The sequence below is a fragment of the Ruegeria sp. AF2 genome (assembly GCF_056542025.1).
Map to the genome: position 1 here is coordinate 265,548 of NZ_JBQFZC010000001.1, position 19,359 is coordinate 284,906.

The following is a 19,359-nucleotide window of genomic DNA, read 5'->3' on the forward strand; positions in this document are numbered from 1 at the left end:
TCAGAGGTTCTCGCATGACGAGTGTAAGTGAAGATTCCAAGACAGCGGCCATTCTGAAATCGGCATTTCAGGCCTTTGCGACCTATGGGTTTAAGAAAACTTCGATGGATGACATTGCCAAAGGGGCAGGGATGTCCCGGCCTGCGGTCTATCTGCATTTCAAGAATAAAGAGGCCATCGTTCGCGAACTGACGCAGTTTTATTATGGCGAGAAAGTTACCCTAGTCGCTGAAGCCTTGGCCGGCGAAGGTCCTTTGCCTCAGATCCTCGCTCAGGCGATCGAGGCGCAATCAAACGGGATGGCTGAAATTTTGGCCTCACCTCATGGGCTTGAAATGCTGGACGCGACCAAATCCATGTCGACGGATATCGTTCAGGAGGGCGAGGCCAAATTGACGCGACTTTACGCCGAATGGTTACGGCGCGAGGATGCGGCAGGTCGCGCGCATTTGCCTGTCGGCCCGGATGAGGCCGCAAAGACAATCACCACATCGCTGAAGGGCGTCAAGATGACAGCCTCCAGCGCTGAAGAGTTCGAACAAGGCATTTCGCAATTGGCCACGCTTTTGGGCGCGGCGCTTGAGGTCAGGTGACGCGCTGACGGATTTTGTATTCCGGTTTGTCCCACAGCTTGTTGGTTATGATATCGGCCAGAATTTGGGCGGCCTGTTCTACATCCCCTTCATCGACATATAGCGGTGTGAAGCCAAACCGCATGATATCGGGCGCTCGGAAATCGCCGATCACGCCACGCGCGATCAAAGCCTGCATGGCAGCGTATCCTTCATCAAAATGAAACGATACTTGACTTCCGCGCTGGGCTGGATCGCGGGGGCTTGCGAGTGTCAATCCCCGGCAGGTAGCCTCAACCCGGGTAATGAACAATTCGGTCAATTCGATTGACTTGGCGCGCACATCGGCCATTTCAGCCATGTCCCAGATATCCATCGCTGCCGACAGCGCTGCCATCTGAATGACCGGAGGGGTTCCGACCCGCATCCTCTCGATTCCCGCGCCGGGGCGATAGTCGAGATCGAAGGCAAAGGGGGCTTCATGCCCCAACCAGCCCGAAAGCGCCGGGCGCACGCGATCCGACAGACGCGGAGCGACATAGACGAACGCTGGCGCACCGGGACCGCCATTGAGGTACTTATACGTGCAGCCAACAGCGAAATCCGCGTTGCAACCGGACAGATCGACCGGGATTGCCCCCGCAGAATGGGCAAGGTCCCAGACGGTCACGACACCGTTCGCGTGGGCCAGTTCGGTCAAAGCCTTCATGTCATGCATACGGCCGGAGCGATAATCGACCTCGGTCAGCATCAGAACGGCGACCTCTTCGGTGATATGTGCAGCGACGCTTTCGGGATCGACCACGCGCAGTTCGTAATCCGTTCCCAGTGATCGCAATAGTCCATCTGCCATGTAAAGATCCGACGGGAAATTGCCGTTGTCCGACAGGACGACCTTGCGGGTCGGGTTCAGCTCCAGCGCTGAGGCGACCGCCTGATAAACCTTGATCGACAGAGTATCGCCCACCACGACGCTGCCGGGCTCTGCCCCGATCAGCCGTCCGATCCGATCCCCCAGGCCGGTCGGCATGCCCATCCACCCGGCTTTGTTCCAGCCGGTGATCAGCAACTGACCCCATTCGTCCTTCATCATGCTTCCGACACGGTCACCGGCTGATTTCGGCAACGGGCCCAGAGAGTTACCGTCGAGATAAAGAACGCCCTCGGGCAGGTGAAACATGGATTTGGTTTTGGCGAAATCGGTCATGGCGAGGCTTTGTCTTTCTGAAACAGTCAGGTTGTAACTGGCTATCTGATCCCGTTGTGTCTGTCTATTGGTGCGGGTTGTCCAGCGCCCTGGGTCGATGCGACACCCTGCGCTTTTGCCAATGCGGTCAGAAAACGATAGGAGAGCGATCAGAAGCGACATCTGCCACCATGTGTCGCCGCGTGAAGGGACAGCCATGCGCCTGATCGACATACCACCTGTTTGGCTTGTGGGCTTTGCCTTGCTCGCCTGGGTCCAGGCCCGCGTGTTGCCGCTGGGGTTGTCTCTGGATGGGGCGGTGACAGATCTGCTCAGCGGCATACTGATCGGTGGCGGTATCATTCTGGCCGTGATGGCGGTAATCGAGTTCCGCCGGCACAAAACCACGGTCTTTCCGCACGAAACACCCTCGACCATGGTGCAGACCGGGATTTATAAGCGCAGCCGCAATCCTATCTATGTGGGCGATGTGCTGATCCTGACCGGGCTGATCCTGCGTTTTGACGCGGTGTTGTCGCTGGTGCTGATCCCGGTTTTTGTCTGGGTGCTGGAACGCCGCTTTATCATACCCGAGGAAGACCGTCTGCGCCGCACATTCCGCGCCGATTTCGCCCGGTATGAACGCAAGACCAGACGATGGATATAAGGGTGTGGTCATCATGACACAGCGTCATAATTGCTGCGCTTGCGAAATAATCTTGCGCAGGATACATGTCTGCTTGTCATTCTATGCCGAACACCCACCTGGCCTGAATCAAAAATTAGGGGGAACCGACTGGTGAAAATTGGGACGCCAAAGGAAACGTACAAGGGCGAGAACCGGGTCGCGATGACTCCGGACTCGGCTGTGCAGTTGCAGAAACTGGGCTATGAGTGCCTGATCGAAAAGGGCGCAGGCGCTGCTGCGGGGTTTTCGGACGCCGCTTATGAAGCCGCAGGCGTTGAGGTCATGAAGACCGCCGCCTCGCTTTGGAAGGCGGCGGATATTATTGCCAAGGTGCGTCAGCCCGATGCCACCGAACTGAAGCGTCTGACCAAGGATAAGACCCTGATTTCCTTCTTTAACCCGGCTGGAAATGAAGATGGGATGGAGGCCGCCAAATCCAAGGGCGCGACCGTGATCGCGATGGAGATGGTCCCGCGTATCTCGCGCGCGCAGAAGATGGACGCGCTGTCTTCGATGGCCAATATCGCCGGGTACCGTGCTGTGATCGAGGCAGGCAACAACTTTGGCCGTTTCTTCACCGGTCAGGTGACGGCGGCCGGTAAGGTACCGCCTGCCAAGGTGCTGATCGTTGGTGCTGGTGTGGCTGGTCTGGCCGCGATTGGGACCTCAACCTCGCTGGGTGCGATCACCTACGCGTTCGACGTGCGCCCCGAAGTGGCCGAGCAGGTCGAATCCATGGGGGCTGAGTTCGTCTATCTGGATTTTGAGGAAGAACAGCAGGACGGTGCATCGACTGGCGGCTACGCATCGGTCCAGTCGGAAGAATTCCGCAACGCCCAGCTTGCCAAGTTCCGGGAACTGGCACCCGAGATGGACATCGTCATCACCACGGCACTGATCCCCAACCGTGAGGCACCTGAGCTTTGGACCAAAGATATGGTCGAGGCCATGAAGCCGGGTTCGGTCATCGTTGACCTTGCAGCGGAAAAGGGCGGCAACTGTAAATTGACGGTGCCGGATGAGAAGATCGTGACCGACAATGGCGTGACCATCATCGGCTATACCGACTTCCCCAGCCGGATGGCGGCGCAGTCATCGTCTCTTTACGCGACCAATATCCGTCACATGATGGCTGACCTGACACCCGAGAAGGACGGCAAGGTCAATCACGACATGGAAGATGACGTGATCCGTGGCGCGACCGTGACCCATGAGGGCGAGATCACCTTCCCGCCACCGCCGCCCAAGGTGCAGGCGATTGCGGCACAGCCTAAGGCCGAGGTCAAGGAACTGACGCCGGAAGAGAAAAGGGCGCAGGAAATCGCGGCCTTCAAAGCGCAGACCAAGCAACAGTTCACGTTGCTGGGCGTCGGCGGTGCGTTGATGTTGCTGGTGGGGTTGATCGCTCCGGCCAGCTTCATGCAGCATTTCATCGTCTTTGTGCTGGCGATCTTTGTGGGCTTCCAGGTGATCTGGAATGTCAGCCATAGCTTGCACACACCACTGATGGCGATCACCAACGCGATCTCGTCGATCATTATCGTTGGAGCCTTGATGCAGATCGGATCGGGGTCGTTCCTGGTCATTCTGCTGGCGGCGCTGTCAGTCTTCATGGCCGGAATCAACATCTTCGGCGGCTTCCTCGTAACCCGGCGCATGCTCGCCATGTTCCAGAAATCTTAAGGAGGCCGGGCACATGGAATTTGGCTTCACTACTGCCGCCTATGTCGTTGCGGCTGTCCTTTTCATCCTGTCTCTGGGTGGATTGTCGAACCAGGAAAGCGCCAAGCGGGCGGTCTGGTATGGCATTGTTGGTATGGCGCTCGCGGTTTTTGCGACGCTGGTTGGTCCGGGTTCAGGCCTGTGGCTGCTGTCGTTGCTGCTGATCGCGGGCGGTGGTCTGATCGGTCAGTACGTGGCACAGCGCGTCCAGATGACCGAGATGCCGCAGCTTGTGGCCGCGATGCATTCGCTGGTGGGTCTGGCGGCTGTGTTCGTGGGATTCAATGCCCATTTCGAGATCGGCAATGTGGCGCAAGTCATGGCGATTGCCGACAGTGCGTCTCAGGCGGACCTGTCCGATCTGGGGGCGTTCGCCAAGCTGATCGCCAAGAAGACCGCGGCCGAACTGGCGATCCTGCATGTTGAGCTGTTCCTCGGTATCTTCATCGGTGCGATCACCTTTACTGGATCGGTCGTGGCTTATGGCAAGTTGGCGGGCAAGGTGACCTCGGCGGCGACCAAGCTTCCGGGCGGTCATGCTCTGAACGCGGGTGCGGCTGCTTTGTCGTTCATCTGCCTGATCTGGTACACCAATTCGGGCGGTTTCTTCCCGCTGTTCCTGATGACGCTGGCAGCGCTGTTCATCGGCTATCACCTGATCATGGGCATCGGCGGGGCCGACATGCCGGTGGTTGTGTCGATGCTGAACAGCTATTCGGGTTGGGCGGCTGCGGCCATCGGCTTCTCGCTAGGCAACGACCTGTTGATCGTGGTTGGTGCATTGGTGGGCTCGTCTGGTGCGATCCTGTCCTACATCATGTGTAAGGCGATGAACCGTCACTTTGTCAGCGTAATTCTGGGCGGCTTTGGTGGCCCGCAGGGCGAACAGATGGCTGTTGAGGGTGAACAGATCGCCATCGAGGCAGATGGTGTCGCGGCGGCGCTGAATGATGCAGATAGTATCGTCATCATCCCCGGCTATGGCATGGCCGTGGCGCAGGCGCAGCAATCGGTGTCCGAGCTGGTTCGCAAGCTGCGCGCCAAGGGCAAGAACGTGCGCTTTGCGATCCACCCCGTTGCCGGTCGTCTGCCAGGCCACATGAACGTGCTGCTGGCCGAGGCGAAGGTGCCGTATGACATTGTTCTGGAGATGGACGAGATCAACGACGACTTCCCGGATACGGATGTGGCCATCGTGATTGGCTCGAACGATATCGTGAACCCTGCGGCGCAGGAAGACCCGAACAGCCCCATCGCCGGGATGCCGGTGTTGGAATGCTGGAAAGCCAAGCAGGTGTTTGTGTCCAAGCGTGGTCAGGGCACCGGCTATTCGGGCATCGAGAACCCGCTGTTCTTCAAGGAGAACACCCGCATGTTCTATGGCGACGCCAAGGCTTCGCTCGACAAGCTGTTGCCCATGATCGATTGATCAGAAGGGACAATCTGATTGCAGAGGGCGCCTGAGGGCGCCCTTTTCTTTTGTGATGAGATGGGGGCTTGCCTCCAACCCCCTCAAGGTTTTTTAGCCATATGAAGCAAGCGGGCTGTGTTAAACTTGGCGAGTGTTCGGGATAGTCGGAGGCAGACCATGCAGAAGGTAAATGGAATTGGCGGGATATTCTTTCGGGCCCGTGATCCGCAGGCGTTGAGTGCTTGGTATGAGAAGCATTTGGGCGTCAATCACTACGATCCTGTGCCCTGGAAGCAGCGGGAAGGATATACGGTGTTCGCACCCTTTGCGCAGGACACCGAGTATTTCGGCCGCTCCGAGCAGCAATGGATGATCAATTTTCGTGTCGATGACCTGAGCGCGTTGATCGACCAACTACAGAACGCCGGAATCACCGTCGAGACGAATCCGGAGTGGGACAGCGAGGTCGGGAAATTCGCCCGCATCCACGATCCTGAAGGCAATCCCATCGAGCTATGGGAGCCGAATCAATAAGATAGCGGGATTGTATACCGTTGTATCCTTGTAAGTAATTGAAATAAATAAACAATTGATGTTGTGTCGGTCTGCCTTATAGTGCCGGTGATACACCGGAGCCTCACATGACGCCCATAGACAATCATCCGCTTCGCTATGCGCTGGCCAATGAACTGCATGCACGCCCATTTCCGGTTGCACCCTTACCCAGCACGGTTGTGTTTCTGGCGATCAAGAAGCCCAAAGAAGCGGTTACGCGCGATCGTGGCGAGGATATGGCCCACCTGATCAATCTGCTTGATCGCCACGGCGCGCAGCACCCTCAGCCAGAGGCCACTCACTACGCGGGTCAGATCGGGCGTCATTGGCTGAAATGGGAACAACATACCGAGTTTGTGACCTATACCGCGATCACTCCGAATGTCAGTGAACGTGCATTCAATCCGGCAGACTTTGAGGTGTTTCCTCCAGACTGGTTGAAGGCGAGCCCGGGGCAGCGGGTGACATCGGCCTTAATTCGCGTCGTCGAGTACGAGGGAGATGAGGCGGCAAAGGCTTCGCTGGCTCAGTGGTTCGAGCCGGAAAGCCTAGCAGTGGCGCGGGTGCTGGATGATGCTGCGATCTGCGCTTGTGATTTCCGAATTGATCCGGCGGGGCATATGCGGCTTGCGATGTTTGTCAAGAAAGGCACCGGGCGGCGTCGGACCGGGCGGATCGTTCAGCGGCTGTGCGAGATTGAGACCTACAAGGCAATGTCGATGCTGGGATTTGCACGGGTCAAGCAACTGATGCCGCGCATCGGCGAACTGGATGGTCAATTGACCCGCCTGATGGGGCAGATGTCCGATGAAACAGCGCACCCAGACGAATTGTTGCCGGATCTTCTGTCTACCTCGATCGAGCTTGAGACACTTTCGGCACGGTGTTCTTTTCGGTTCGGCGCCACGGGTGCCTATGAGGCGATTGTCAATCAGCGCATCGAAGTGTTGCGTGAACAAAGATTCAATGGACGTCAGAGTTTTGCCGATTTCATGATGCGTCGTTATGACCCCGCGATGCGGACGGTTAAATCAACCGAGCGACGTTTGCAGGCCTTGTCCGACAGGGCTATTCGCGCCGGCGACCTGTTGCGTACCCGTGTCGATGTCGAACGCAGCGCTCAAAATCAGGCTCTGCTGGAAAGCATGGACCGGCGTGCTGATCTGGCCCTTCGATTGCAGCACACAGTCGAGGGATTATCTGTGGTGGCGATCAGCTACTATGCGGTGTCTCTGGTCAGCTACTTGCTCTACCCACTGACGCAGGCCGGGATTAGCAAAGGGATGCTGACGGCAATTGTGACCGTGCCTGTCATCCTTGCCGTTTGGTTCGGGGTGCGCCAGATCCGGAAGCGAATTGAATAAGCGGTCTATGCCGGGCGACGAATGATCTGTAGAACGGGTGGCGTTTGGCAGATTTTATGAGGATTCCCTGTGATCGGTATTGTTGCGGCGTGGCGGGCTGTGGCCGCCATGTTTATCCTGAACGGTGCGCTGTTCGGCATCTGGGCATCGCGCATACCTGCGGTTCGGGACAGGCTGGATCTGACGCACGAGGCGCTAGGGCTTGGTTTGCTGTTCATGGCAGCAGGGGCCGTTTGTTCGTTTCCGATCACGGGCCGTTTGACGGACAAGTTTGGGGCGGTGGCGATCACGCGGGTGATCGCGGTTCTCTACACCTTTTCCCTGATCCTTTTGGCTCTCGCCGACGGGTTCTGGTCGCTTGCGGCGTTTCTGTTTGTATTCGGAGCCTTCCATGGCTCGATGGATGTTGCGATGAACGCCTGGGCGGCAGAGGTCGAACAGGCCTATGACAAGCCGGTCATGTCGTCCTTTCACGCGATGTGGAGCCTTGGAGCCGGGCTGGGGGCGCTCAGCGGATACGGTGCCGTACAGTTGGGGCTGTCGGTGTTGCAACATTTTCTACTAGCGGGTGGTGTTGTCGTCGCGCTTGCGCTTGTTTTGTCTTGGGTACGCTGGACTTCGAAACGATCGGCTTCAAAACCTGGATCGGTGTTCGCTTTGCCGTCGGGTGCCCTAATCCTTGTGGGTTTCTCAGCGCTGTGCGGCGCTTTGGGCGAGGGGGCTGTTGCGGATTGGAGCGCGATTTTCCTGCGTGACGTTACCGGAGCGGCTGAGAGTATCGCGGCGTTGGGCTATGCGGTCTTCTCGGTCACAATGGTTGCGTTCCGGCTTGCGGGCGGGGTGGTGATCGCGCGTTTCGGGCCTGTTGCAACAGCACGATTTGGCGGCGTTTGCGCCGCGCTGGGCGTGTTTGGCGTGGTATCGGCGGGAGGGGCAGGATTGGCTTTGGCGGGTTTTGCTCTGATGGGAGTGGGCTATGCGGTAATCATGCCTCTGGCCTTTAGCCGCGCGGCCAACGACCCGCATGTCCCGCCCGGACAGGCGATCGCAAGCGTCGCGACTTTGGGATACGGAGGTTTATTGATTGGGCCGCCTCTGATCGGATTTCTGGCCGAGTTGATGACGCTGAGATTTGCCTTTGCAGTTCTTTTACCGCTGGCCGTTCTGATCATCGTATTGGCCGGCGCGCTGAAGCGCGCCGACTAAGTTCTCTTAACGTCCGCGAATACGTGGATCCAGCGCATCGCGCAGGCCGTCACCCAGATAATTTACACTGAGGACGGTTAGTGAGATCGCCAGTCCGGGCCAGAACACGCGCTCGGGGTATTGCTGCAGATAGTCGACGCCATCGAAGAGCAGCCGACCCCATGTCGGGAAGTCCGGCGGAAATCCGAGGCCGAGGAAGGAAAGCGCGCTTTCGGTGATGATCGCAGTTGCAATCCCCAGCGTGGCCGACACCATGATCGGAGACAGAACATTCGGCAGGATGTGCCGCGTGATGATCTGGCCATTGCTGGTGCCGATGGACCGGGCGGCCAGAACGAATTCACGCTCTTTGATCGCCAGCACATCGCCGCGCACGATCCGCGCTGTGGGCATCCATGAGGTGATGCCGATGGCGCAGACGATCAGGATGAAGATTCCACGCTCTAACCCGAAGGCGGCAGATAGCGGCTCGCGGAAGAGCAGCATCATGACCAGCAGCAGCGGTAACAACGGCAAGGCCAAGAACAGATCCGTCAGGCGCATCAGTGGGCCATCCAGCCGTTTGAAAAACCCGGCCAGAACACCGATGAACGAGCCCAGAAACAGCGCCAACAGCATCGCGGTGATGCCGACTGACACCGATGTCTGACCGCCTGACATCATGCGAGCTAGGATATCGCGGCCCAACTGGTCGGTGCCAAAGGGATGCGCCCAACTGGGGCCCTGATTGCGCGAACGGATGTCGATCTGAGTGGGGTCGATGCTCCATAAGTATGGTCCCAGATAGACGCCTGCGACGATGAAGATGAACAGAATCGCTCCGATCATTGCGCCTTTGTGGGTCTTGAACTGATCCCAGACATCGCGCCATTGGCTCCGTGGTGGGGTGGCCAGTTCTTCCATCACATCGGTGGTTGGCAGCGCTGTCGAGGCGGGCGCAAGCCCTTCGTCCGGGACCAGTGTATCGGTACGATCATGATCAGTCATAACGAATCCTCGGGTCCAGAATGCCATAGAGAACGTCGGCGATCAGATTGAACAGGACGATCAGCACGGCAAATATGAAGGTCAGGGTTTGGACCATCGGCAAGTCATTGGCCTGAATAGCCCCGATCAGCAACTGGCCGATGCCGTTCACTTTGAACACCTGCTCGGTAATGATCGCTCCGCCGAAGATGGCCGGAATACCCAGCGCGATAACGGTGACCACAGGGATCATCGAGTTGCGCAGGACGTGGACCATGACGACCGTGTATTCGCTGAGGCCCTTAGCGCGGGCGGTGCGGACATAATCCTGATTAAGGTTGTCCAGCATCGAGGCGCGCATGAATCGGCTGAGCTGCGCGGTGATCTGCAGAGCCAGAACCATGACCGGCATGATCATCTGTTTCAGCTGTACAACAAAGCTGTCCCAGCTATTGACCACATGGGTGGTGTCATAGATCGACGGGAACCATCCAAGCTGGACTGAGAAGATCACGATCACCAATACGCCCGAGAAGAACGGCGGTACCGAGAAGCCGACCATCGACACGAATGTGCCCATTTGGTCGAACCAGGAATACTGGCGATAGGCCGAATAGATGCCGATGGGCAGGGCGATCAGGATGGCGACCACATAAGCGGTGCCGACAACCCACAGGGTCTGCGGGATGCGCTGAACGACGATGTCCATGACGGGTGAGCGGGTCTGCCACGAAATCACGCGCAGGTCGCCTTCGGAGAAGGTTGTACCAAAGATCGAGTCGACCAGAACCTGCGGTTCGATCCAGAAGAACTGCACGATCCATTTCCAGAACCGGATATGCATCGGCTGACCGAGGCCCAGTGCCTCGCGCATCTTCTCTTTGACTTCGGGGGGGACGGTAAGTGGAACCTGCGCCATCGGATCGCCGGGTGCGAGTTCGAGGAGCAGGAAGATGACGAGGCTGATGAACAGTAGCGTGGGAACGGCCAGCACCAGTCGTCTGATGGTAAAGTTGAGCATTAAGAGGCGCCTTTATATGCGTCTTCTTGTTGGAGTGGTCTGCAAATGACCGCGCCCCGATATGGGTCGGGGCGCGGTTTTGCAAGATTAACGCTTAGGAACCGGTCTTGCGGTACCAGTCCGCAATGTTCCACAGCTCGCTGTCCCAAACGTTCAGGACAACGCCACCCAGCGTGTTGGCGTGTGCCGACAGACGACCACGGTGCACCAGCGGGATCATTCCGCCATTTTCAACCATGATGTCGTTCAGCTGACGCGCGATCTGCGCGCGCTCATCCGCACCTGCGGTTTCGGCCAGTTTGCCATGCAGCTTGTCGAACTCTTCGTTGCAGAAACGGCTGATGTTCTCGCCCTGCCACTGGCTTTCAGGCTTGGGTGCCTTGTCGCACAGGCCGTTGCCCAGATAGGACTGCGGGTCAGTGCCGTTGAAGGTGTTGGCATACATTTCAACGTCGGCATAGAACTTCTGGAAGGTGTCAGGCGAACCCGGATCACCACCAAAGAAGACCGAAGCATTGATGTTGCGCAGCTCAGTTTCGATACCGATTTGGCTCCACCATTCTTTGATCAGCGCCTGGAAGTCCTGGCGAACTGCGTTGGTAGAAGTCTGGTAGACAATCTTCAGCGGTACACCGTCTTTTTCACGGATGCCATCGCCATCGGAATCTACGATACCCGCGTCATCCAGAAGCTTCTTGGCACCTTCGATATCCTGAGTATCGCAGCTGAATGTGTCGGAATTCACCGCGGCAGGCGCAGGTACCCAGTTGCAGGTAACCTTACCGGCCTGACCGTAGCCGATTTCAACCAGCAGCGGCCGGTCGATGGCCAGCGACATGGCCTTGTAAACAGCAGGGTCCTGCAGGAACGGGTGCGGATGCTTTGCAGTCGAACGCTCGCCCTCCGGCAGATCTGGCGACGGGTTGGTCTGGTTCAGCATGATGCGTTCCACCAGCGGGCCGAAGCCTGCGACCGGAGTACCTTTGCCTCCTTCCTGCATCTGCGCGATCACTTCAGGCGCAAGCTGCAAGTTCCAGGCATAGTCAAATTCGCCGGTTTCCATGACCGCACGACCAGCAGCAGTTGCATCGCCACCGCCTTTGAATGTTACCGTTGCGAACGCAGGCTTTGCCGGGTCACGGTAGTTATCATTGGCCTTGAAAGTGATCACGTCATTCGGCTTGAATTCGGTGACAACAAATGGGCCTGTGCCGATCGGGTTAAAGTTCTGCTCGGTGCATTCGGGCGCTTTGGCTCCCATGCAATCCGCGAACTGTGCTGCCTGGATGATCGGGCTCTCACCACCCACGAACGGGCCGTAAGGGAACGGGGTCGGCGCATCGAATGTGACTTTGACGGTCAGATCATCGACAGCTTCGACATTGGTGACACCTTCAAATTTGGTCACCTGCGCACAACCGCCTTCTGGGTCCATGCAATAGTTTGCAGTGAACACAACATCAGCGGAGGTGAATGGCGTGCCGTCTGACCAGGTGATTCCCGGCGCGATTTTCCAAGTGATCGAGGTCAGGTCTTCGCTAACGCCACCATTTGCAACTGTCGGAATTTCAGATGCCAGGAACGGAACCATTTCGCCATCTTGATTGTACCGGGCGAGCGGCTCAATCACTAGCGACGCGGATTCCACATCCTTGGTGCCACCCGAAAGGAACGGGTTCAGGATCGATGGGGCTTGCCAGTAAATGATGCTGACATTGCCGTCCGATCCACGCTCGGCCATGGCCATCGGGGCCATTGCCGTGCTTGCAATCGCACCAAGCAAAAGGGTTTTGATTTTCATCATACACTCCATGTTGGACACATACGTGTCTCGATTATCTCCGCGATGCCCGCGGGTTAGGCGTGGCCGTCAAAAGGGATAAGGATTTGGAATCAAACGGAAACGATTGTATCGCCTTCGTGTATTCAGACCTCTCCCCAGAACGGTTACGCGGCGTATCGAAACAGAGTTTTGGAAAATTGCAAGCCTTGCCTTGCGAAATTTGACCTATCGGTTTGACTTTTCACATCTGCCCGCCTTAGCGTTTGGCACCCAATCCGAAAAGCCGCCAAGGGGAGAGCGCGCGTGCTGGATCAGCCAATTGCCCAGATCAAAAAACTGCGGGTCGAATTTCAAACTAAAGATGGCCCGGTGGTGGGCGTCGAGGACGTCTCGTTCGAGGTTAACCAAGGCGAAACCGTGTGTATCGTAGGCGAATCGGGGTCGGGCAAATCAGTCTCATCCCTATCGCTGATGCGCTTGGTCGAGTTCGGCGGCGGTGAAATTGCTGGCGGGCAACTGCTTTTCGATCGCCGCGGCGGCGAGGAAATGGATCTGTCCCACGCCGATCAAGATCTGATGAAGCAGATTCGCGGAAATGAGATCGGAATGATCTTTCAGGAGCCGATGACGGCCTTGAACCCGGTTTTCACCGTCGGACGGCAGCTCACCGAAGGATTGCGAATCCACAAGGACATGAACAAAGCGCAGGCCGAAGAGCGCGCGCTGGAATTATTGCGTCAGGTGCGCATCCCCGAGCCCGAGCGACGTTTGAAGCAATATCCGCATGAACTGTCCGGTGGCATGCGCCAGCGTGTGGTGATCGCCATGGCTATGGCGTGTGAGCCTCGCCTGCTGATTGCGGATGAACCCACTACTGCATTGGATGTCACCATCCAGGCCGAGATTCTGGCGCTGATGGACCGCCTCAAACGCGAGACCGGAACGGCGGTGATGTTTATCACCCATGACATGGCTGTGGTCGCGCAGATGGCGGACCGCGTGGTGGTCATGTTCCGCGGCAACAAGGTCGAGGAAGGCACCGTCAAAGAAATCTTCGAAAACCCGCAGCACGATTACACCAAGGCGTTGCTGGCGGCGGTTCCGAAATTGGGCGAGATGCAGGGTAAAGCCGCGCCCGAGCCAATGAAACTGCTGGGTGAGGAAGGCCAGAAGATCGCTCCGATCCCGGGTACGAACGAAGTGTTGCTGACGGTCAAGAACCTGACCACGCGATTTGCGGTGAAAGGCGGATTGCTGCGTCGGACCATCTCGAACGTGCATGCAGTCGAAGATGTCTCGTTCACGCTGAACCGGGGGCAGACTCTCAGCCTCGTTGGCGAATCTGGGTGTGGCAAGTCGTCGGCAGGGCGCTCGATCCTGCGATTGGTGGAGCCGATGGCGGGTGAGGTTGATCTGGACGGTGTCGACATCATGAAGCTGGACCAGGCCGGCCTGCGCAAAGCGCGGCTGGACATGCAGATGATCTTTCAGGATCCGTTCGCCTCGCTGAACCCGCAGATGCAATTGGTTGATCAGGTCGCCGAACCGATGCGGAACTATGGGGTTGCGTCGGGGTCAGAACTGCAGGACCGCGTGGCGCAACTGTTCGACAAAGTGCAACTGCCGCGCAGCTTCATGCGCCGCTTCCCACATGAGATGTCGGGTGGTCAGCGGCAACGGATTGCGATTGCGCGAGCACTGGCGCTGAATCCCAAGCTAATCATCGCGGATGAGGCCGTTTCGGCGCTGGACGTCTCGGTTCAGGCGCAGGTGCTGAACCTGATGATGGAGCTGCAGTCCGAGCTTGGCCTCAGCTATCTGTTCATCAGCCATGACATGGCGGTGGTCGAGAGGGTCAGTCACCATGTCGGTGTGATGTATCTGGGCCGCATTGTCGAACTGGGCCCGCGTGCTCGGGTTTTTGAGAACCCACAGCACCCTTATACGCAGGCACTGATGAAGGCGGTACCAATTGCCGACCCGAACAAGCGCAAGTCGGAAAAAGACTTGAACTTCAAACCGATCCCGTCGCCAATTCATCCGATTGGATACGCGCCCGAACCCTCGCAATACAACGAGGTTGAACCGGGCCATTTTGTTTTGACCACTGACAGCGGATATTGACCCTCATGGCTGAGCGCCTGTCTCCGCTAGAGATCATGACTAAGCTGATCTCATTCCCGACTGTCAGTCGCGATACGAATTTACCGCTGGTGGATTGGGTCGAGGCGTATCTGCAAAGCCACGGGATCGAACCGCATCGTTGGCCTGATCCGGATCAGCCGCATAAGGCGGCTCTGTTCGCGCATGTCGGCCCGTGGGAAGAGGGCGCGATTGTCCTATCAGGTCACACTGATGTTGTTCCCATCGATGGCCAGCCTTGGGACACCGATCCATTTGTCGTGACCGAGAAAGATGGCAAGTATTTCGGGCGTGGCACCTGCGACATGAAGGGCTTTGACGCGCTGGCGATCTGGGCCTTGGTCGAGGCGCATCACGCTGACACCAAACGCCCCCTGCAACTGGCGTTGAGCTTTGATGAAGAGGTTGGCTGCACCGGCGCGCCGCCGATGATCGCCCACATGCAGGAGGTTCTGCCCAAAGGATCAGCCGTGATTGTGGGCGAGCCGTCGATGATGCAGGCCGTCACCGGCCATAAGGGCGGGTTTGGCTTTGACACGCATGTGGTGGGGTTCGAAGTTCACAGCTCAATCATGCACACAGGCGTCAATGCGATCATGGAGGCCGCGCCGCTGATCAATTGGGCCAATGATCGGAACGCCGAGAATATGGCGGCGCAACCTTCAGACATTGCGTCAGTGTTCGATCCGCCTTGGACTACCTGCCATGTTGGTATGATCGAAGGCGGAACCGCGCATAATATCACTGCCAAAGACTGTCGCTTCATGATGGATTTCCGCACCGTTCCGGACGATGAAAAATCGGTCTGGCAGAAGGCCTATTTCGATAAGGTTCGTGAAGTCGAGGCGCGGATGCAAGCGGTTAATCCCGACGCCCGGATCGAGCTGTCCGAGCATTTTTCGATCCCAGGTCTTGTGCCTGAAGAAGATGGCGAGGCTGAGACGCTGGTGCGCGCGCTCACCGGTGACAATGCGACACATGTGGTAAGCTATGGCACCGAGGCGGGGCAGTTTCAGGAAGCTGGTTATTCCGCTGTTATCTGCGGCCCAGGTGATATCGCGCAGGCCCATCAGCCGAATGAGTTCATTACGATTTCTCAATTCAACGCAGGTCAAAAATTTATGGAGCGTCTGGTAAAGAGGCTTTGCGAATAACATCTCAAAGGAGAGGTTAAAGATGCCCGTCAAGAACCGGCTCGCCGAAATGCATGGCGAGATCACCAAATGGCGCCGTCACCTGCATATGCATCCCGAGCTGATGTATGATGTGGAAGAAACGGCAGGGTTTGTGGTCGACCGACTGAAGGAGTTCGGTGTGGATGAGATCACGCCCGGCATCGGCAAGACTGGCGTGGTTGCCGTGATCAAGGGACGTCAGGATACGCTAGGCCGTGTTATCGGGTTGCGTGCCGACATGGATGCGCTGCCCATAGAAGAGGCGACGGGGCTGGACTATGCTTCGACGGTTTCTGGTAAGATGCATGCCTGTGGTCATGACGGTCATACCTCGATGCTGTTGGGCGCGGCGCAGTATCTGGCCGAGACGAGGAATTTTGACGGTACCGTTGTGTTGATTTTCCAGCCTGCCGAAGAAGGCGGGGCGGGTGGTCTGGCCATGTGTCAGGACGGGCTGATGGAGCGCTGGGGTATTCAGGAAGTCTATGGCATGCACAACATGCCGGGAATGCCGGTTGGTGAGTTTGCCATTCGACCAGGCGCATTGCTGGCTTCTTCGGATGAATTCGAAATTGTTGTAACGGGTAAAGGCGGTCATGCTGCCGCCCCGCATGAGGCGGTAGATACAACGCTGATTGCGTCGCACATTGTTGTAGCTTTGCAATCAGTGGTGTCGCGTACCGTGGACCCTATCAAAAGGGTGGTGCTGACCGTCGGGACTTTTGAAACCGATAGTGTGGCTTCGAATGTGATTGCCCATACGGTGCGGTTGCGGGGAACTGTTCGTACACTTGACCCAGAATATCGAAAGGTCGCTGAAGAACGCGTGCGCCGGATCGCCGAAGACACTGCCTCGGCCTTTGGAGCTTCGGCTAAGATGACGTGGACACCGGGCTATCCGGTGACGGTGAATTCGGACGATGAAACCATCTATGCTGCTGAGGCCGCGCAGGCCGTGGCAGGCAAGGTCAATGACAGCACCGATCCAATCATGCCGTCAGAAGATTTTGCTTACATGCTTGAAGAACGGCCCGGAGCCTACATCTTTATCGGAAACGGGGACACGGCCATGTGCCATCACCCGGAATACAACTTCGACGACGACGCCATTCCCGCCGGTTGCAGCTGGTTTGCCGAGCTGGTGGAACGACGATTACCCGTCGCCTGATTTGGGAGGATCAGATGCCAATCAAGAACCGACTTGCCGAAATGCACGAAGAAATCACCGGTTGGCGGCGGGATATTCATCAACACCCTGAGATCCTCTATGACACCCACCGCACCAGCGCCTTGGTGGCTGAAAAGCTGAAAGAGTTCGGTTGTGATGAGGTTGTGACGGGCATTGGCCGCACCGGTGTCGTTGGCGTCATCAAGGGCAAGACCGACACGCAGGGTCGTGTGATCGGCCTGCGTGCCGATATGGACGCGCTGCCGATGCAGGAGCAGACGGGCCTTGATTATGCCTCGAAAACCGATGGCGCCATGCATGCCTGTGGCCATGATGGCCATACGGCGATGGTGTTGGGCGCGGCGAAATACTTGTCTGAGACGCGGAACTTCGACGGCACGGCCATTGTGATTTTCCAACCAGCGGAAGAAGGTGGCAATGGGGCCGAGGCGATGTGCAAAGACGGTCTGATGGATCGGTTCGGCATTCAGGAAGTCTATGCCATGCACAATGTGCCAGGTGTGCCGACAGGGCAGTTCGCGATCCGGTCTGGCCCGCTGCTGGCGGCTGCGGATGAGTTCGACATTCATCTGGAAGGTCGAGGCGGCCACGCGGCGAAACCGCATGAAACAATTGATACTACAGTGATGTTGTCGCAACTGATCGTGGCCTTGCAGACCATCGTGTCGCGTAACGCGGACCCTATTTTACAGGCGGTTCTGTCTGTGACTTCGGTCGAGACCTCATCCAAAGCGTTCAATGTGATCCCTCAATCGGCGCAGGTGCGCGGTACTGTACGAACGCATTCGAACGAAATGCGCGACCTGATCGAGACGCGGCTAAGCGAGGTGGCTGAGGGTATTGCTGAAACCTTCGGTGGCACGGTCAAAGTCTCATACACGCGTGGAGTTCCGGTGACGATCAACGCCGAAGAACAGACGGAATTTGCCGCTGAGGCCGCCATTTCCGTAGGTGGCAGCTGTGATGAAGCGCCCATGGTGATGGGCGGCGAAGATTTCTCGTTCATGCTGGAAGAACGCCCCGGAGCGTTCATCGTGCTGGGCAATGGCGACAGCGCCGGGCTGCACCACCCTGAATACAATTTTAACGATGAGATCATCCCGATGGGATGCTCATGGTTTGCCGAAATGGTCGAGCGCCGGATGCCGGCGGCTTGAATTAGGAGAGAGAAGACATGCCAGTTAAGAACCGCTTTGCCGAATTGCAGGCCGAAATCACCGAATGGCGACGGGATATTCATGAAAACCCCGAGATTCTGTTTGAAACCCACCGCACCAGTGCTTTGGTCGCGGACAAACTGAAAGAGTTCGGCTGCGACGAGGTCGTTACCGGGATCGGTCGCACCGGGGTTGTCGGTGTGATCAAGGGCAAATCAGACTCGAGTGGCAAAGTCATCGGTCTGCGTGCTGATATGGATGCGCTGCCGATTCACGAGGCGACGGGGTTGGATTACGCCTCGAAAACCGATGGGGCGATGCATGCTTGTGGCCATGATGGACATACGGCGATGCTGCTCGGGGCGGCGAAATACCTTTCGGAAACGCGTAATTTTGACGGCACTGTAGTGGTCATCTTCCAGCCCGCTGAAGAAGGTGGCGGCGGTGGTCGCGAAATGTGCGAAGACGGCATGATGGCGCGCTGGAACATTCAGGAAGTCTACGGCATGCACAACTGGCCGGGCCGTCCGGTCGGCAGCTTCTCGATCCGTCCGGGTTCGTTCTTTGCCGCGACCGATCAGTTCGACATCACCTTTGAAGGACGCGGTGGCCACGCCGCGAAACCGCAGGAGACCGTGGATACAACCGTGATGACGGCGCAGGCCGTGTTGGCGTTGCAGACGATTGCCTCGCGCAATGCCGACCCGATCGATCAGGTCGTGGTGTCTGTGACATCGTTCGAGACATCCTCGAAGGCGTTTAACGTGATCCCGCAGACGGTGCAGATCAAAGGCACCGTACGCACCATGAGCAAAGAGATGCGCGATCTTGCCGAGAAACGGATCAACGAGATTTGCGCAGGAGTTGCAGCGACCTTTGGTGGCACGGCGGATGTGACCTACATTCGTGGCTATCCGGTGATGGTGAACAGTGACGAGCAGACCGATTTCGCGGCCGAGGTGGCGAAATCGGTCTCGGGCAGCTGTGACGAGGCGCCCCTTGTCATGGGGGGTGAGGATTTTGCCTTTATGCTCGAAGAGCGTCCGGGGGCTTATATTCTGGTGGGCAATGGCGATACGGCCATGGTTCATCATCCCGAGTATAATTTCAACGACGAGGCCATTCCTGCCGGGTGTAGTTGGTGGGCCGAGATTGTTGAGCAGCGGATGCCTGCTGCTTGATCGGAAGGGTGGGGGCTCTGCCCCCACACCCCCGAGGTATT

The 19,359-nt window shown here is 57.5% G+C and carries 16 protein-coding genes; 12 read left to right on the top strand and 4 right to left on the bottom strand.

What is annotated here, in order from left to right:
* Nucleotides 1-14 precede the first annotated feature (14 nt).
* Nucleotides 15-593: a TetR/AcrR family transcriptional regulator gene (locus ACR0NM_RS01295; protein ID WP_480612857.1), complete on the top strand. Its 579-nt coding sequence runs from the start codon at nucleotides 15-17 to the stop codon at nucleotides 591-593.
* Here ACR0NM_RS01295 and kynU read toward each other — a convergent pair.
* Nucleotides 586-1,779, bottom strand: coding sequence for a kynureninase (gene kynU / locus ACR0NM_RS01300; protein WP_480587198.1), 1,194 nt, complete (start codon nucleotides 1,777-1,779; stop codon nucleotides 586-588). The genes ACR0NM_RS01295 and kynU overlap by 8 nt on opposite strands.
* 196 nt (nucleotides 1,780-1,975) lie before the next feature.
* Here kynU and ACR0NM_RS01305 point away from each other — a divergent pair, with 196 nt between their 5' ends.
* From ACR0NM_RS01305 to ACR0NM_RS01330, 6 genes are all read left to right on the top strand, one after another.
* On the top strand, nucleotides 1,976-2,425 hold the full coding sequence (locus ACR0NM_RS01305; protein ID WP_170397122.1) for a methyltransferase family protein: 450 nt from the start codon (nucleotides 1,976-1,978) through the stop codon (nucleotides 2,423-2,425).
* Nucleotides 2,426-2,557: 132 nt separating this feature from the next.
* The gene (locus ACR0NM_RS01310) at nucleotides 2,558-4,129 is read left to right on the top strand and encodes a Re/Si-specific NAD(P)(+) transhydrogenase subunit alpha (RefSeq protein ID WP_480612859.1); all 1,572 of its coding nucleotides are present in this window, start codon (nucleotides 2,558-2,560) and stop codon (nucleotides 4,127-4,129) included.
* A 13-nt stretch (nucleotides 4,130-4,142) separates the two neighbouring features.
* Complete coding sequence (locus ACR0NM_RS01315; protein ID WP_170397117.1) at nucleotides 4,143-5,597, top strand: NAD(P)(+) transhydrogenase (Re/Si-specific) subunit beta; 1,455 nt, start codon at nucleotides 4,143-4,145, stop codon at nucleotides 5,595-5,597.
* Nucleotides 5,598-5,756: 159 nt separating this feature from the next.
* Complete coding sequence (locus tag ACR0NM_RS01320; protein WP_223117761.1) at nucleotides 5,757-6,113, top strand: VOC family protein; 357 nt, start codon at nucleotides 5,757-5,759, stop codon at nucleotides 6,111-6,113.
* Nucleotides 6,114-6,220: 107 nt separating this feature from the next.
* The gene (locus tag ACR0NM_RS01325) at nucleotides 6,221-7,498 is read left to right on the top strand and encodes a DUF3422 domain-containing protein (RefSeq protein WP_170597041.1); all 1,278 of its coding nucleotides are present in this window, start codon (nucleotides 6,221-6,223) and stop codon (nucleotides 7,496-7,498) included.
* Nucleotides 7,499-7,567: 69 nt separating this feature from the next.
* Nucleotides 7,568-8,704: an MFS transporter gene (locus tag ACR0NM_RS01330; RefSeq protein WP_480612861.1), complete on the top strand. Its 1,137-nt coding sequence runs from the start codon at nucleotides 7,568-7,570 to the stop codon at nucleotides 8,702-8,704.
* Nucleotides 8,705-8,710: 6 nt separating this feature from the next.
* On the opposite strand, the gene ACR0NM_RS01335 is transcribed toward ACR0NM_RS01330, so the two are convergent.
* The 3 genes from ACR0NM_RS01335 to ACR0NM_RS01345 all read right to left on the bottom strand — a co-directional run bounded on the left by ACR0NM_RS01335 (nucleotide 8,711) and on the right by ACR0NM_RS01345 (nucleotide 12,492).
* Entirely contained in the window at nucleotides 8,711-9,691 is a 981-nt protein-coding gene (locus ACR0NM_RS01335; RefSeq protein ID WP_170397109.1) for an ABC transporter permease, read from the bottom strand.
* Nucleotides 9,684-10,691, bottom strand: a complete 1,008-nt coding sequence (locus tag ACR0NM_RS01340; RefSeq protein WP_170397107.1) for an ABC transporter permease — start codon at nucleotides 10,689-10,691, stop codon at nucleotides 9,684-9,686. Before ACR0NM_RS01340 ends, ACR0NM_RS01335 begins: the two co-directional genes overlap by 8 nt.
* 94 nt (nucleotides 10,692-10,785) lie before the next feature.
* A complete protein-coding gene (locus tag ACR0NM_RS01345) occupies nucleotides 10,786-12,492 on the bottom strand; it encodes a peptide ABC transporter substrate-binding protein (RefSeq protein WP_170404084.1) in 1,707 nt (568 codons plus the stop codon).
* Between the two features lie 285 nt (nucleotides 12,493-12,777).
* Here ACR0NM_RS01345 and ACR0NM_RS01350 point away from each other — a divergent pair, with 285 nt between their 5' ends.
* Genes ACR0NM_RS01350 through ACR0NM_RS01370 form a run of 5 tightly spaced genes read left to right on the top strand, consistent with a single transcriptional unit; the run spans nucleotide 12,778 to nucleotide 19,318 of the window.
* On the top strand, nucleotides 12,778-14,598 hold the full coding sequence (locus ACR0NM_RS01350; RefSeq protein ID WP_480612864.1) for an ABC transporter ATP-binding protein: 1,821 nt from the start codon (nucleotides 12,778-12,780) through the stop codon (nucleotides 14,596-14,598).
* A gap of 5 nt (nucleotides 14,599-14,603) precedes the next feature.
* A complete protein-coding gene (gene argE / locus ACR0NM_RS01355) occupies nucleotides 14,604-15,770 on the top strand; it encodes an acetylornithine deacetylase (protein WP_480612866.1) in 1,167 nt (388 codons plus the stop codon).
* Nucleotides 15,771-15,792: 22 nt separating this feature from the next.
* Nucleotides 15,793-16,959, top strand: a complete 1,167-nt coding sequence (locus ACR0NM_RS01360; RefSeq protein ID WP_170424149.1) for a M20 aminoacylase family protein — start codon at nucleotides 15,793-15,795, stop codon at nucleotides 16,957-16,959.
* Nucleotides 16,960-16,973: 14 nt separating this feature from the next.
* Nucleotides 16,974-18,137, top strand: coding sequence for a M20 aminoacylase family protein (locus ACR0NM_RS01365; RefSeq protein WP_170397097.1), 1,164 nt, complete (start codon nucleotides 16,974-16,976; stop codon nucleotides 18,135-18,137).
* A 17-nt stretch (nucleotides 18,138-18,154) separates the two neighbouring features.
* Nucleotides 18,155-19,318, top strand: coding sequence for a M20 aminoacylase family protein (locus tag ACR0NM_RS01370; protein ID WP_170511235.1), 1,164 nt, complete (start codon nucleotides 18,155-18,157; stop codon nucleotides 19,316-19,318).
* The last annotated feature ends 41 nt before the right edge of the window (nucleotides 19,319-19,359 follow it).

Excerpts from the sequence above, each read along its gene's own strand:
- kynU (WP_480587198.1), bottom strand. The coding sequence starts at position 1,779 with ATGACCGATTTCGCCAAAACCAAATCCATGTTTCACCTGCCCGAGGGC.
- ACR0NM_RS01360 (WP_170424149.1), top strand. The coding sequence starts at position 15,793 with ATGCCCGTCAAGAACCGGCTCGCCGAAATGCATGGCGAGATCACCAAA.
- ACR0NM_RS01325 (WP_170597041.1), top strand. The coding sequence starts at position 6,221 with ATGACGCCCATAGACAATCATCCGCTTCGCTATGCGCTGGCCAATGAA.
- ACR0NM_RS01365 (WP_170397097.1), top strand. The coding sequence starts at position 16,974 with ATGCCAATCAAGAACCGACTTGCCGAAATGCACGAAGAAATCACCGGT.
- ACR0NM_RS01370 (WP_170511235.1), top strand. The coding sequence starts at position 18,155 with ATGCCAGTTAAGAACCGCTTTGCCGAATTGCAGGCCGAAATCACCGAA.
- ACR0NM_RS01320 (WP_223117761.1), top strand. The coding sequence starts at position 5,757 with ATGCAGAAGGTAAATGGAATTGGCGGGATATTCTTTCGGGCCCGTGAT.
- ACR0NM_RS01305 (WP_170397122.1), top strand. The coding sequence starts at position 1,976 with ATGCGCCTGATCGACATACCACCTGTTTGGCTTGTGGGCTTTGCCTTG.
- ACR0NM_RS01335 (WP_170397109.1), bottom strand. The coding sequence starts at position 9,691 with ATGACTGATCATGATCGTACCGATACACTGGTCCCGGACGAAGGGCTT.
- ACR0NM_RS01345 (WP_170404084.1), bottom strand. The coding sequence starts at position 12,492 with ATGAAAATCAAAACCCTTTTGCTTGGTGCGATTGCAAGCACGGCAATG.
- ACR0NM_RS01315 (WP_170397117.1), top strand. The coding sequence starts at position 4,143 with ATGGAATTTGGCTTCACTACTGCCGCCTATGTCGTTGCGGCTGTCCTT.
- argE (WP_480612866.1), top strand. The coding sequence starts at position 14,604 with ATGGCTGAGCGCCTGTCTCCGCTAGAGATCATGACTAAGCTGATCTCA.
- ACR0NM_RS01340 (WP_170397107.1), bottom strand. The coding sequence starts at position 10,691 with ATGCTCAACTTTACCATCAGACGACTGGTGCTGGCCGTTCCCACGCTA.
- ACR0NM_RS01295 (WP_480612857.1), top strand. The coding sequence starts at position 15 with ATGACGAGTGTAAGTGAAGATTCCAAGACAGCGGCCATTCTGAAATCG.